General features: G+C 38.4%; 12 protein-coding genes. 1 reads left to right on the plus strand and 11 read right to left on the minus strand.

The annotated features are described in order from the left end of the window. Positions 1-164: 164 nt before the first annotated feature. The 5 genes from BIV16_RS11775 to BIV16_RS11795 all read right to left on the minus strand — a co-directional run bounded on the left by BIV16_RS11775 (position 165) and on the right by BIV16_RS11795 (position 5,698). Complete coding sequence (locus tag BIV16_RS11775; RefSeq protein WP_075680325.1) at positions 165-1,085, minus strand: ArsR/SmtB family transcription factor; 921 nt, start codon at positions 1,083-1,085, stop codon at positions 165-167. Positions 1,086-1,105: 20 nt separating this feature from the next. After that, a complete protein-coding gene (locus tag BIV16_RS11780; protein ID WP_075680326.1) occupies positions 1,106-2,425 on the minus strand; it encodes an arabinan endo-1,5-alpha-L-arabinosidase in 1,320 nt (439 codons plus the stop codon). A gap of 1 nt (position 2,426) precedes the next feature. Beyond that, positions 2,427-3,299, minus strand: a complete 873-nt coding sequence (locus tag BIV16_RS11785) for a carbohydrate ABC transporter permease (RefSeq protein WP_173664548.1) — start codon at positions 3,297-3,299, stop codon at positions 2,427-2,429. A gap of 12 nt (positions 3,300-3,311) precedes the next feature. Next, positions 3,312-4,235 (minus strand): carbohydrate ABC transporter permease, encoded by a 924-nt coding sequence (locus BIV16_RS11790; protein ID WP_083625196.1) that lies wholly within the window; start codon positions 4,233-4,235, stop codon positions 3,312-3,314. A gap of 89 nt (positions 4,236-4,324) precedes the next feature. Beyond that, positions 4,325-5,698 carry an ABC transporter substrate-binding protein gene (locus BIV16_RS11795; RefSeq protein ID WP_075680328.1) on the minus strand — a complete coding sequence of 458 codons (1,374 nt, stop codon included), beginning with the start codon at positions 5,696-5,698 and terminating at the stop codon, positions 4,325-4,327. A gap of 298 nt (positions 5,699-5,996) precedes the next feature. Here BIV16_RS11795 and BIV16_RS11800 point away from each other — a divergent pair, with 298 nt between their 5' ends. Then, positions 5,997-6,662, plus strand: a complete 666-nt coding sequence (locus BIV16_RS11800) for a YesL family protein (RefSeq protein WP_075680329.1) — start codon at positions 5,997-5,999, stop codon at positions 6,660-6,662. A gap of 4 nt (positions 6,663-6,666) precedes the next feature. On the opposite strand, the gene recQ is transcribed toward BIV16_RS11800, so the two are convergent. From recQ to BIV16_RS11830, 6 genes are all read right to left on the minus strand, one after another. Beyond that, the gene (recQ, locus tag BIV16_RS11805; protein WP_075680330.1) at positions 6,667-8,523 is read right to left on the minus strand and encodes a DNA helicase RecQ; all 1,857 of its coding nucleotides are present in this window, start codon (positions 8,521-8,523) and stop codon (positions 6,667-6,669) included. 51 nt (positions 8,524-8,574) lie between these two features. Next, complete coding sequence (locus BIV16_RS11810) at positions 8,575-9,921, minus strand: ATP-binding protein (protein ID WP_075680331.1); 1,347 nt, start codon at positions 9,919-9,921, stop codon at positions 8,575-8,577. Between the two features lie 645 nt (positions 9,922-10,566). Then, positions 10,567-11,217 carry a 3'-5' exonuclease gene (locus tag BIV16_RS11815; protein WP_075680332.1) on the minus strand — a complete coding sequence of 217 codons (651 nt, stop codon included), beginning with the start codon at positions 11,215-11,217 and terminating at the stop codon, positions 10,567-10,569. A 70-nt stretch (positions 11,218-11,287) separates the two neighbouring features. Then, complete coding sequence (locus tag BIV16_RS11820) at positions 11,288-11,782, minus strand: hypothetical protein (RefSeq protein WP_242940366.1); 495 nt, start codon at positions 11,780-11,782, stop codon at positions 11,288-11,290. A 293-nt stretch (positions 11,783-12,075) separates the two neighbouring features. Beyond that, on the minus strand, positions 12,076-12,564 hold the full coding sequence (locus BIV16_RS11825) for a hypothetical protein (RefSeq protein WP_075680333.1): 489 nt from the start codon (positions 12,562-12,564) through the stop codon (positions 12,076-12,078). 180 nt (positions 12,565-12,744) lie between these two features. Beyond that, entirely contained in the window at positions 12,745-13,986 is a 1,242-nt protein-coding gene (locus BIV16_RS11830) for a site-specific integrase (RefSeq protein WP_075680334.1), read from the minus strand. Between the last annotated feature and the right edge of the window lie 32 nt (positions 13,987-14,018).

Consider the following 14,018-nt stretch of genomic DNA (forward strand, 5'->3'; position numbering starts at 1 on the left):
TTTACTAAATAGTAAATATGTCGTCAATCTATTTTCAATAATTCTTTTATTTTTCTTCATCCTATATCAATCTAGTAAAAGCAACCTTGTAATAAGAATGAAATTTCTTATTACAAAAAAAGAGACCACAAATAAACATGTGGTCTCTTTTTTATTAAACTATTTTACATTTCGCTATACGTTATATGAACTTTGATATCCTGGCTGTAGTTCCCAAACTCACTGCCAAACAGTGTAAGCCCACCGATATTTTTTGCATCATCCATAATCTGAAATTTAAAGCGAATAACACTCTTATATGTTAACTTAAACTGGTCGATGTTCACATCGGATATTTTTAGTCCATCTATAAAACAACCTTTTTTATCAATGGTAAGCATCTTAAGAAGTCCATACTGGTTCCAGTTTACCGGCCACCAATCAGGTGTAAAGATACCTCTGACATCCCCAAAATCACCCGCACTGGTCCATGTTCCAAGATATACATCATTTAAGACAAACGAGATATCAGACGGCCAGTCACTGTTGATGCCTGGTGCTTCTGAGCCAAGTTCAAACGAAATTGTAATCTTATCAATCTTTGTGGCATCCGGCAACAAATTCGGAATAATGTATTCCACATATCCGCGGCCAAACCAAAGAATCCCCGCATTGATTCTGTCCTGATGCGCAAAATACCTAGGATCGTCAACCTCCCCTATCAGGTTATGGGAAGTTGCAATACCACAGGTCGGATAAATCTCATAATCAGAATAATGTCCAATCTTCACATCTGTATCGTAAATCAACTCATTGCCACTGCTCTCATCACCACTGATATCAAACATAATCTGAGTCTCCTTCAAACGACACATCTTCTTGTTTCCATGAACATTTCTCTCCGACAAGACAACAATAATTCCTGTCTCTTCGAGCATTCGTATGTGGCTTGTCAAAGCTCCATTGGTCACACCAAGTGCCTTAGCAATCTCATTCATACTCATTTCCTTATGTTCAAGAAGAAGCTTGATTATATTTATTCTTATTTCAGAACCTAGTGCCTTAAATACCGGCACTCCCTCCTCAAGTTTTTTAATGTGAATCATTGTATCCTATTTACTCCTAATTATCTCTTTTTCATCCAATAGCAAACGTGCTCATCCGTGTACCCTGTAACAGCAAGCGTTTCCTTGCTATTCTCGTAATCACTACACCTATATATTTTATACTTTCCAGGCAAACTTTGAAAGTCCTTTATGGAAACTATTTTCGATTTTTTCAGACCATTATCTCTGTCATCTAGCAAAATATACTCCCATTCACCCGGTATCTCGTTTTGATTTACAGCTTCGAATGTTTCTCCTTCGTAGTTCTCCGGTCCAAGTACCGGCCAGCCATCGAGGAAAAACATTGGCCTAATCATCATATAATGTCTGCTATAACTTACTCTGCCCTCCATATTCTCGACATATTCATTGCATTTTGCACCATCTCTGATATGATGCACAAAAAAATAATTCCTGCTCCTAGGATCATAAAACGGAACCCCATGCCCCGGTCCACGAAATCCATTCCATGCCCAATTTTTCTGAGCATTTCCATGTTTGGGATTTTTTCCATCAAATTGATAACTGTTGGCTATCTTCTGCCCCAGCGCCTTCTCCCGTAAATCCAATCCATTTCTGTCAACATATGGTCCTGTTACATATTTGCTCCTTCCAACCCGAATGTCATAATCATTTCCAAGCCATCCATAAGACTGAAATAAGTAGTAGTACCCTGTTTTTTTTACATAGATTATGGACGCCCCTTCTGGTCCATCCATAATCGGTGGATTCCCTTTTTGGGCAATGCATTTTCCTAAACTTTTGGGGGAGCCGTCTAATGAAAGTCCTGTCATAGAATTAAGTTCTTTTATATAAATTCCTCCAAAAAACGAACCATAGACCAAATATGACCTTTCCTTTTCCCATATAATGTGCGGGTCAATTCCATTTGGTTTGCTGTCATCTGTCTCCCAGGTATCGACCACAATACCACGATTTTCAAATGGTCCAAGCGGATTTTTTGAACATGCCAGCCAGATTCTTGACTCAGAACTTCCAAATGCTCTTGTGGCAGAATAGTACATTCTATACTCACCATTCACGTATTCTGTAAATGGTGCCCAAAAATTTACCGTCTTTGGAAATTCACCATTATCTCTCGCCTCTTCTATTGCTGCGTCCGATAGTGCAATACCTTCATATTTAAAATGTATCAGGTCCTCAGAACTTCTAATGGGAATTCCAATTTTATCCTCGAGACCAAGAGGAGGATCATAGACATCTGTACAATATGAATAATATTTTTCACTTACCGGATCCCACATCATAGATGGGTCATGAGCCCCGGCATTTCCATATTTTTTTACATTATATTCATTAAGTGTAAAATAGTGTTCCATCTTAGCCTTTTACACCCGCAATTGCCATCGACTCAATAATATATCTCTGGAAAAAGAAAAACAGTAACAATGTTGGTATCAATGCCAGTACTGATGCAGTCATGATAAGTGGATAGTTGCTATTTACCGCATACTGCGAGTTAAACTGTCTGATTACAACCTGCAATGTCTGCCACTCGTCATTCGCCACAAATATCGTTGGTGCAAGATAATCATTCCAAATCCCCATGAACCATAGAATAATCTGTGTCATCACAGCTCCCTTCATCAATGGGAAAAAGATTGCATAGTACATTTTAAAGTATCCACACCCATCAATCTTTGCCGCCTCCACAAATTCATACGGAATACTGGAAAGATTCTGTCTTAAAAAGAAAATCATGCCCACATTACCAAATAATCCTGGCAGAATAAGTGGCAAAAGACTATCTGTAAGTCCCCATCTGGTAAACATAACATATTGTGGAATCATAATTACAGCAAACGGAATCATCATGGTCGCAAGAAGTCCTAGGAAGATTCCATTCTTACCTTTAAATTTTAATTTGCTGAAGGAAAATGCTGCAAGTGATGATGTAAATCCGCCTACAAGAAGCACCGGAATTTCAACAAGCATTGTGTTTCTGACACCCTTAAGGAAATTCGAATCAAAAAGTACTTCTGCATAGGTACCGGTTTTTACCGGATTCGGTATCAGGCTAAACTTACCTGATAAAATCTGTCCTTTCGTCATAAAGGATGCGCACACCATATAGATAAGTGGAAATACCATCGCAACTGCTCCAATTGCAAGAACGATAAAGACAACAACGTCCATTCTTTTTTCTTTTTTTGTTCTTACTCCTGAATCCATTCTTTCTGTATTCTTAGCCATCTCATCGCCCCCTTAATCTATTGTTTTCACCCATTTATCCTGCCCCTTGAAATTAATCGCAGTTATGATAAAGATGATGATTGCCAATAAGAATGCCATTGCGGATGCATATCCATATTTATTCGCTGCAAACTTATCATATAAATAGAATACAACCGTTGCTGCCGAGTAGTTTTTGCCACCTGTCGGAAGCATAACAAGGACTTCAACAAATGCCTGGAAACCGCCAATCATACCAGTAATCAGCAAATAGAATGTAACCGGTGATACAAGCGGCCATGTAATATTTTTAAATAACTTCCATCCATTCGCTCCATCAATTCTGGCTGCTTCATAGTAATCTCTAGGAATGCTCTGAAGCCCAGAGAGATAAAGAATAATCGACGTTCCTAATCCCTTCCATGTCATGAAAATGATCATGGAAACCTTTACCCAGGCTTCATTTCCAAGCCAGTTCGGTCCCTGTTTTCCTGTAATGCCTTTTATAATCACATTGATAAGTCCGTTATCATAGTTAAATACAAATGCCCAGAGAATCGCAACTGCTACCAGAGAGGAAATAACCGGTACATAATACATTGTTCTAAGAACTTTGATTCCTTTTATTTTACGATTCATTCCCATGGCAATAAAAACCCCTAGGAACATGCCGATTGGAATACCAATCATGTATACAATCGTATGACCAAGAACCTTCCAGAATTTTTCATCTGTAAAAAGTTTTATATAGTTTTCCAATCCACAAAAATGATCTATCATATTGTTCATACCATTCCAGGTTGTCAAACTTGCAATAAACGAAAATACAATCGGAAATGCCATAAACACCAAAAAACCGATAAATGGAGGCGCCACAAACGCCAATCCATAACAATGCTCACGAAATGCAGCCTTGCTCATTTTTTTCTTTGGGGATTTATACCCCTTTTTGCTCATAAGTCTTTCCTCCATAACTACCTTCTTATATAGATGGGAATGGACAACGCGCCCATTCCCATTGTTATTTTTCTATTTTACAGGATTCATTACTGATCTTCGTATGCCTCATCAAGTAACTGCTGCATCTCTTCCTGAACTTCATTACAATATTCTTCAGTTGTCTTGGAACCATCCCTTACTGTATCAAATCCTTCAAAGAATTTGTTTAACCACTCTGCGTTTGGAGTATATGTCTCATCATTAAATCTTGAGTGATATCCATTCTGGTTATTTAAGTAGTTAAATAATACTTCATAATTATCTGGATATTTCAGTGTTCCATCATCGATTGCTTGTGCAAACTCATTTTCTGACATGGATACAAGGTTCGGAATCAATACCGAATTTCCTCCTTCAATACCTGACTCAAGCTTCATAGCCTCATCAGATGCAGACATGTAGTAGGCAAGCTTTGTAGCAAGAACATCGTTCTTTGTATTAGCACTTACACAGTATCCAACAGTTCCACACCATGCATAGGTCTCACCGGTTGAAAGTGTTGGGTATGCACAGAGATCCCAGTTAAAGTTTACAACCTCAGGATCCATGAATGCTGCGATATCCCATGTACCACAAGCATAGAAACCAACAGTTCCATCAATCCATCTCTGGTATACCCCAGTTCCCGCCTCTTGTTCAACGGTTGGTGTTACATGATATTCTGTTGTAAGAGCTACCATATCATCTACAGCCTCAATAAATGCTGGATCTGTAACGTTTACTGTCTTATAATCATCTGTAAGGAAACTTGTTCCATTTGAGTATATCCATGGCTGAATCATAAGAGTTGGTGCAAACGCACATCCCCACTGGTCAAGCTCTCCATCCCCATCTGTATCTTTTGTAAGAGCCTTACATACCTCAACGAACTCCTCATAGGTATATGGATGATCTGGATCTGGATAATCAAGACCAGCCTCATCAAACAAATCTTTGTTATATGCATAAGCAAATACGGAAGAATCGTGCGGTAAACCATACTGTCCATCCTCATACTCATATGCCCCAAGTGTGCTTGCCAAAATATCCGAAGTATCTAACCCCTCGCTCTCCAGAATTGGCTTCATATCAAGAACATATCCATTATCAACATAAGACTTTACATTTTCCGGCCCCATGTAGAATACGTCTGGAAGGTTTTTGGCTGTCATCATACCAGTAATGGTTGTGCCATAATCATCCTTAATACTAAACTGCGCATCTACGGTACAGTTGTTCTCCTCTTCAAACTTTTCGAAAAGTTCCTGATACATTTCCTGTTCCTGGTCGTTACCGTATACATAAATGCTAACGGTGTCCTTTCCAGATTTTTCTTTTGATTTTGCACCAGTATCTGTTGAATCTGATGCTCCCCCACATGCTGTTAGTGATGTTGCTAACATAGCTGCCACGATTGCGGCTGAGACGAATCTCTTTTTCATTAATTTCTCCTCCTTAATGAATCAACACATTGCACATTTTTGCTGTGCTTTATTTTTTGTAATTTTATAGTATCAGATTGTTTTAGTATTTTCAATACTTCTTTACTATTTTCTAAAAATACGTCAGTTGCTATGACAGAAAATCGCTATTCATATACTATATTTTAGTTATATTGCACAAGTTTTTTTATTTTTAGTGCCACTGTTTTAGTTTTATCTAAACTAAAAATTTAATAAAAGATAGACACCTTTGAAAAAACGTAATATAATAATCAAAAAATAAACATGGGGGTACTTTATGAACTTTTTATCTTCTGATTCTTGGTTAGGACGTTTTTTTAACCTTGTATTTGATTTGGTTATTATGCACGTAATCTGGATAATTTGCAGTCTTCCTATCTTCACAATAGGCGCTTCCACTACTGCTCTTTACTATGCATTTATGAAAAGAACAAGACGTGATGAAGGATACATATGGAAAAACTTTTTTCATTCTTTTAAAGAAAATTTCAAGCAGGCAACAATGATATGGTTCCTTCTATTAGCTATAGGAGCCCTTTTATTTACAGATATCCGAACCGGCATGGCTGTCACCACTAGCTTTGGGCAAGTTATCATTTTTGTATCATCCATTTTGCTTGTACCCTTTTTTCTGGTTCTTTTGTACATTTTTCCAGTACAGGCAAAATTTGAAAATACAATTTTTACCAACATAAAAAATGCACTTTTAATGTCGGTTGCCAACTTTGGATATACCTTGCTCATGCTTGTGATTATCCTGACTTTTGGTCTTTGTTTTATAGGCTCCAAAACTTTTATCGGACTTTTTGTTGTGTGTGGGGTTGGACTTATCACATGGATTCTTTCCAACTTTTTTATCATAATCTTCCGAAAATATCTTCCCGATGAATACGATGAGGACATGGAAGCTACGGGCACAATCTCAGATAGAATAGAACATTAAAATATCAGTGCACGGTTTCTTTTATCACAGAAAGAAAACGCTCCCCATATTTCGCAAATTTGTTTTCACCCACACCGGAAACATTCATCATCTCTTCTTTATTAGAAGGCACTTTGGCTGCCATATCAATCAAAGTCTTGTCACTGAAAATAATATAAGGTGGCATCTTTTCCTCTCGCGCAATTTCGAGGCGGAGTGCCCGAAGCTTATGAAACAATTGGAAGCCGGCTGAAGTCAGCGATTCCGTACCCTTTGCCTTCTTTTTCGGCTTCGAAGCTTTTTCCGGCAGCTTATCCTCGTCCGTAATTTTGACCAACACTTTTGTGCCAGAAGCTTTCAGGGCGCTGATATCGCCAAGCTTTATGACCTGATAGTCCCCGACCACCAGATAGCCTTCCATTACCATCTGTTCCAGCAGACGCCGCAAAAGTTTTTTGTTCGAGGAAGCTAGTACGCCGTATGACTTGTAGCCTGTCGCCCCGATTTCTTCCAGCCTTGCCGTCTTCGCGCCCACAACCGTGTCGATAATGATTGTTTTTCCATACCGGCCTTTGGCTTCAAAAACGCAGTTAATGATTTTCTTTGCTTCCTCTGTCATATCCAGAGTTTCAAATTCGCGCAGACAGTTGCCGCAATCCTCGCACGGTTTTGACGGGTTCTCCCCAAAATACTTCAAAATATAGTTGCGCAGACACTCTGTCGTATAGCAATACCGCTCCATCACCTGAAGCCTTTTCGCATCACGTTCCTTTATCGTCTCCCTGTCTGCCGGGTCGATATCCGCCATTTCCTTGTGCTCTAACAAAAACCTGTTGATTACAATATCCTGCGGAGAAAACAGCAAAATGCACTTAGAATCTAAACCATCCCTGCCGGCTCTGCCCGCTTCCTGATAGTAATTTTCCATGCTTTGCGGCATATTGTAGTGGATGACAAACCGCACGTTTGATTTGTCGATTCCCATTCCAAACGCATTTGTCGCAACCACAATACTGGTATAATCAAATACAAAATCTTCCTGCATCTGCTTTCTGTCTGCCGCACTCATTCCAGCATGATATTTCGCAACTGACACACCTTTTTCCTTCAAAAGCTCATATACGCTGTCCACATTTTTTCTGGTAGCGCAGTAAATGATGCCGCTTTCGTCCGGGTGCTTCGCTATGTAATCCACAATATACTGTTCCTTGCTCTTTGGCTTATCCACCTGAAAAAACAAATTTTCCCTGTCAAATCCGGTTACCATCGTGTATGGATTGTCCAATCCAAGTGTACAGACGATGTCCTCGCGGACGGTCTCCGTCGCCGTCGCCGTGAATGCACTGATAATCGGGCGCTTTTCTAATAGATTCACAAACTCCACAATCTTTGTGTAACTCGGACGGAAATCCTGTCCCCACTGTGAAATACAGTGCGCCTCGTCCACCGTTATCATCGAAATCGGAACCTCTTTTGCAAGATTTAAAAATCCCTCCGTCACCAGCCGCTCCGGAGCCACATATATCAACTTATATATCCCCTGCTTCGCCCTGCTGACCGTCTCGAAAAATGCGCTTTCCGACAATGCACTGTTGATAAATGCTGCAGAAACGCCCGCATCATTTAATGCTTTTACCTGATCCTGCATGAGCGAAATCAGCGGTGAAATTACAATTGTAATTCCAGATAATAACATAGCAGGAATCTGATAACAAAGCGATTTCCCGGCGCCGGTCGGCATGACTGCAAACGTATCTCTGCCTGAGAGGATGCTGTCGATTATGGGCTTCTGCCCCGGCCGGAAGGTGTCGTAGCCGAAGAGGTCTTTTAGGGCTTCTTCGGGGGTGTTGTAATGGGTTGGATGTTTAGGGGTGTTGGTCATTTTTTTATTTCCTTATATACTCAATATTTTATTAGTGTATTTTCTTTTCATTTATAATCCATCAATATCTAAATCTACTATCATCTTACCAATTTGCTGTTCTTTTAAAAGATAACACATATATATTGGAAGATATGTCACTGTTCCTGCCTTTTCTACATTGCCGGTGGAAAAAACATATGCTTTTTCTATATGATAATCCGAAACGTTCATAAAATTGTCTAACGCTTTATGCACCTTATAGGATTTTCCTGACTTAACCTCGATTGGGACGACTTTTCCTCCCATCTCTATCACAAAGTCCAGTTCACCCAGATTCTTCTTTTTACAAAAATATGGTTCAAATCCATTCGCCGATAACTGCTGTGCAACCGCGTTTTCAAAATGCGCCCCGTTGTTAACTTCCCCATTTTTATTAATTAATTCAACTTTTGTTTCTGCGGGATACGCACTTGTAAGCAACCCAATATCACTCGAAAAAAGCCTAAACACATTACTGCTTTTACTTGCCAAAAGGGGAATAATTGGGGCATCCGCATTATAAACAGGCAGCACAACGCCTGCATCTTTTAACCACAAAAAGCTATTTTCATATCTATTAAACTTTAGTTCTTTATCCAGCATTGTAAAAACAAACTTTTTATTCTGCTTATTTAATTCAGCCGGAACGATTTCATAAATAGATTTTAGTTTTAGCTTTTTATCTTCACTCTCATATTGCGTAAAATCCTCTTTGTATAGCGTCACAATGTCTCTTTGTATCTTATCAACCTCACGTATATCCTTCGTATCAATGTAAGTTTTTACAGCATCCGGCATTCCTCCAACAATAAGATACACGAAAAACAATGACAAAAGTTTCTGATGTATAAATTCATCTACCGGTCTGCAGGTTTCAAATTTTTCTTTCAACATCTCTAATGTTGTTTTCGATACGTGATTCGCTATCATAAATTCTTCAAAATCCATAGGATACATTCGCAAAACCGATAGATATCCAACCGGCGCAGATGCAATTCCACGAAGTTCTACCCCTAATAAGGAACCACTCATAACATATTTAAAGCTTCCTTCATCCACAAGAAATTTTATTTTGGTTACTATTTCCGGGCATTTCTGAATCTCATCAAAAAAAACCACCGTCTCATGCGGTTTACAATTCTCCGGCATAATCATTTTCAATTTAACCAGAAACTCCTCCGCACTCATTTCCGTATTCAAATAAGTAACCATGTCTGGCTGATCGATAAAATTTATTTCAAACTTTGCATATCCACTCTTGCTAATCTCGTCTCTTATAAGCCAAGTCTTTCCTATTTGTCTTGCGCCCGTCACCAGCAGTGCCTTGTTTGAATTTATTAACCATTCTTCTATTGTAATAGAGTCTTTTCTGTACATAAGCCTGCACCTCCAACTAAACAATACACCTTTTGCCCCGTTTTTTCAATTGTTTATGTTGTATTTTGCCCCGTTTTTGTAATTAATATGTATATATTTTGCCCCGTTTTTTCAATTGATGTAGTAAAAATAAAATCAGCATCAAATCTATCCATAAGTTCAATGCTGATTCTTTGTCTTTCCAACTCATCCTTTTTCCGTTACAACTTTTGTCTTTTACTGCCTTAATCTTAGAACCTTTTAATTGCCCCACAACTCTTCTAATGAATACCCTCTAGCCACGCAAATTGCCTGTAACACTTCAAGAACATCTGCCATCTTTATCTCGAACTAATTTGTTATATATTTTCATTGAATCCTCCTATGCAAGATTCCATATTTCATAGCCTTGTCTTCTTGCTGAATCGCATACCGGACACATATTTTTTTCTAAGATATTAGCAAAATCTGTTAACGAATTTGCCTTGCCCACGATTTTCTAGAAATCTCTACTTTATACAAATTCTTCTGTTGTCTGGTATTTCACATATTAACCTATATAAAAACGATAACACACCATTATTATTGTATTCTTTTGACAGGAGAGTTTCAAGAAATTTGTGACTGCTTGACATCCCTCATCTTCATTTTGTTCCTTTACATCACTTATCCAATATTTAATTGCATTTTTCCAAGTAAGTCACCGATTGTACAACTTAATGGTCCGTCTGACTCCAACAATGCATAATCAACTAACTTATATTCCGGATTCAATTCAAGTTTTTCAATCAGCTTTCCGGTATTGACCGCATCATCTAGTCCATCGTGAAAATTGCCTTCTGGCTCAATTTCTGCACGTTCTAGTGCTTCTTCCAAACTAAAATGCCTGTCCAAATGGAATCGTTGCGTAAATACCTCTTGATAATCTATCCACCGATTTTCGTCCATAAATATATTAATTTTGTCACTCTTTATATCCTTCGCCTTTATTTCTCGCAAAATTTGCAATTGATCCGAATTGCTCCATGCGTAAACTCTGTATTCTCTATCTCCAATCCAATCAACTAAATGTTCGAGTGCTTCTGTCAATTTTGGTGCTCTCTTAATTTCATAATTTTTTATTCCTGTCAATTTTTCTATAAAATTATCTAACACCCCATACTCAGGATTAACATATTGACAAAGTGTCGCAATTTTTTTGAAGCGTTCATCTAAAAGAACCGCTCCAATCTGTATTATCTCACTTGCATATTTGTAATTTCTTTTATAAAGTTTTTGAACTCTACACATTTCTAAATCTATCACTAAATAATTCATATGTACCTCCCGCCTTCTCAACTGTAAGTATTTTCTATCTATTCTTTCACGAAAAGTCAATTTTTCATTTTTACCAATCCTCACCAGCTTCATCCATCGCATCATCTACGCCATCTGCGTAGTCACTATCGCTATCATATCGGTCGTAATCATAATCTCCATCCATATAGATGTCATCGTAACCGTCATCATACGAATTATAGTTACCTGAAGTAACGCTTGATGTATGATTTTTCGTTCCATCACTATATGATGAATCACTTGATGTATAAGATTTATTTTCACTACTATAACTGTCCTTTGTCTCTGAACTACTCTCAGTCGTCTTGTTTGAATAAGAAGAACTGCCATTGGAATATGAATAACTACTTGTATATGGCTTATGTATATAACAATAGCTACTATTTGTTGCCTGTTTATTGTCACATCCAGATTTAATACACTTTGGTTCATTAGCCTCACTCACAGTGCCTATCAAATAAAAAATTGCTATAACTACAAGAAAAATTATTATTTTTGCCCCAAATGATGAATTCCCATTCTTATTACAATTATACATTGCCATATGCCCAACCTCCTATTTTCACTAATTAAAATAGCTTTTTCTAAAAAGTTTTCCTTCTTGTTACTTTCTATTATGCACTTCTCATGTCCTATAAACCGGACACATATAGCAATGTAATTAACTTTTTCATAATACAACCTAAACTGTTATCTTGGTTTTTAATAACATCCCCTGCTGCAAAATATACAATGCCCGCCTTGCACATTTTTACAGTATATCAAAAAAATCAAAAAAAATAGAACCCCTCACTCATTCGTAAGGAAGTCCTATTTTTCAACATCTTCTCTTCAATTTTAGTACAACTTCGCACCCGCCGGAATATGGTTATCCACCATCAAAAGATGAAGTTCTTCATCCTCGCTGTCCTTCTTGTTGTTGACTGCTGAAAGCAGCATACCGCAGGACTCAATTCCCATCATAGCCCTAGGCGGAAGATTGGTAATTGCAATCAGTGTCTTTCCAACCAATTCTTCCGGCTCATAGTATGCATGAATTCCGCTTAAGATGGTACGGTCTGTGCCGGTTCCATCGTCAAGTGTGAACTGCAATAATTTCTTTGATTTTGGTACTGCAACACATTCTTTTACTTTTACAGCACGGAAGTCTGATTTGCTGAAGGTTTCGAAATCGACAGCTTCCTCAAATAAAGGCTCTACCTTTACGTTGGAGAAATCAATCTTCTCATTTGCTGTGAAGAATCCGTTGTTGTCATTTACAGCAGCTTCTATGGAAGTGCCTTCGGAAGTCTTAGAAACCTTCTTATCAGAATCTAACGACTTCATTGTCGGGATTTCACATCAATTTAATTTACATTGACGCTTTTTCCTTTAATAAAGCCCTTTTCGGCTCATCAACATCGTTATAATAACACTTCTTTGTTGATTACGCCACTAAAATTTGTCGTACTTTTGTCGTATGGCACACATTTTGTCGTACTCAGTCAGTCCCAGTAGGACTCTTTCCTAAAATACATCTAACTTGTGTGCTAAATTTTGAATTGCTTCTTGCTTTTTGGTATCGGTAACTTCCGCATAAATATCCATCGTCGTTTCGATGTTTGCGTGTCCCATAATGGACTGAATTACCTTTAAGTTTGTTTCATTCTCGCAAAACCTTGAGCAAAAGGTATGTCGCAAATGATGACATGAGAAATGTGGTATTATCACAGGCTCACGATGTTCTTTTGAAGCCTTCACCACTTCTTCTGCATTGTACGCTTCATATATACGCTTGATTGCCCGATTGACTGCTTGCGGATTATGGACATTCCCAAAACGATTCATGAAGATAAATCCTTTCATTCCATCAATTTCGGTTTCATTAAACCCGTTCTCCTTTTGATCTTCCCACTCCGTCTGGAGCGCATCATAAACAGTATCCATCATCGGAATAATGCGTATACCTGCTTCTGTCTTTGGAAGGGATACCGCAAACGAACACATAGGGTGGTCTTTATATTCTCTGCTGTAATAGACTAAGCTGTGATTGATATTGATCATTCGCTTATCAAAGTCCACATCTTCCCACCTGATTCCGATTGCTTCTCCAATTCGACACCCTGTTCCCAACAGGAACTTAAAAAACGGTGCCCAATGATAAAATGTAAGACTGTTTTCTACATAGTTGATAAAAGCTCTCTGCTGTTCTATCGTCAAAGCGTGTCTTACACCATGATTTTTGCCTGGCTGCTTTTTAATCTGCGCCATAACTCCATCGCTCGGATTAACTCGAATAATGTTATCACGCACTGCAAGCTGAAATGTCGGGTGCAGGACTGTATGAATTGTTTCCAGCGTATTTATCTGCATTTCCTTTTCCTTCAGTAAGTGCTGGTAAAACTGCAACACATCTGAATACTTCACAGAAGCGATTTTCTTCTTTCCAAATCCATCTCTGATAAAGCGGTCATACATATACTTGTAATTTCTCATAGTCGTTCCTCTAAGTTCTGACTTCGTAGAAATATATCTGTCAAAAACAAAGTTGACTGTCGAATTACCCGCCGCATACGAATCCAATCCGTCCAGTTGATCTTTAATCAACTTTTCTTCCCTCTGCCGCAGCTCCATGATGTCCTTAGAATAAATGCTCCGGCGTTTTCCCTCCGGATCAGTGTATGTATAAACATACTTACCATCACAGCTACGCTGCGTTTCGCCTTTTCTTAAAACCCTTCCTTTGTTATCCTTTCTTGATTTCGCCATCTCGTCTCCTTTCTCAAGGAAAGAGATTTCGT

Source organism: Roseburia sp. 831b, from assembly GCF_001940165.2.
In the GTDB taxonomy this organism is placed as follows: domain Bacteria; phylum Bacillota; class Clostridia; order Lachnospirales; family Lachnospiraceae; genus Roseburia.

What these genes read in the sequence shown, in the direction of transcription:
- BIV16_RS11775 (WP_075680325.1), bottom strand. Translation starts at nt 1,085, where the DNA reads ATGATTCACATTAAAAAACTTGAGGAGGGAGTGCCGGTATTTAAGGCA.
- BIV16_RS11780 (WP_075680326.1), bottom strand. Translation starts at nt 2,425, where the DNA reads ATGGAACACTATTTTACACTTAATGAATATAATGTAAAAAAATATGGA.
- BIV16_RS11785 (WP_173664548.1), bottom strand. Translation starts at nt 3,299, where the DNA reads ATGGCTAAGAATACAGAAAGAATGGATTCAGGAGTAAGAACAAAAAAA.
- BIV16_RS11790 (WP_083625196.1), bottom strand. Translation starts at nt 4,235, where the DNA reads ATGAGCAAAAAGGGGTATAAATCCCCAAAGAAAAAAATGAGCAAGGCT.
- BIV16_RS11795 (WP_075680328.1), bottom strand. Translation starts at nt 5,698, where the DNA reads ATGAAAAAGAGATTCGTCTCAGCCGCAATCGTGGCAGCTATGTTAGCA.
- BIV16_RS11800 (WP_075680329.1), top strand. Translation starts at nt 5,997, where the DNA reads ATGAACTTTTTATCTTCTGATTCTTGGTTAGGACGTTTTTTTAACCTT.
- recQ (WP_075680330.1), bottom strand. Translation starts at nt 8,523, where the DNA reads ATGACCAACACCCCTAAACATCCAACCCATTACAACACCCCCGAAGAA.
- BIV16_RS11810 (WP_075680331.1), bottom strand. Translation starts at nt 9,921, where the DNA reads ATGTACAGAAAAGACTCTATTACAATAGAAGAATGGTTAATAAATTCA.
- BIV16_RS11815 (WP_075680332.1), bottom strand. Translation starts at nt 11,217, where the DNA reads ATGAATTATTTAGTGATAGATTTAGAAATGTGTAGAGTTCAAAAACTT.
- BIV16_RS11820 (WP_242940366.1), bottom strand. Translation starts at nt 11,782, where the DNA reads ATGGCAATGTATAATTGTAATAAGAATGGGAATTCATCATTTGGGGCA.
- BIV16_RS11825 (WP_075680333.1), bottom strand. Translation starts at nt 12,564, where the DNA reads ATGAAGTCGTTAGATTCTGATAAGAAGGTTTCTAAGACTTCCGAAGGC.
- BIV16_RS11830 (WP_075680334.1), bottom strand. Translation starts at nt 13,986, where the DNA reads ATGGCGAAATCAAGAAAGGATAACAAAGGAAGGGTTTTAAGAAAAGGC.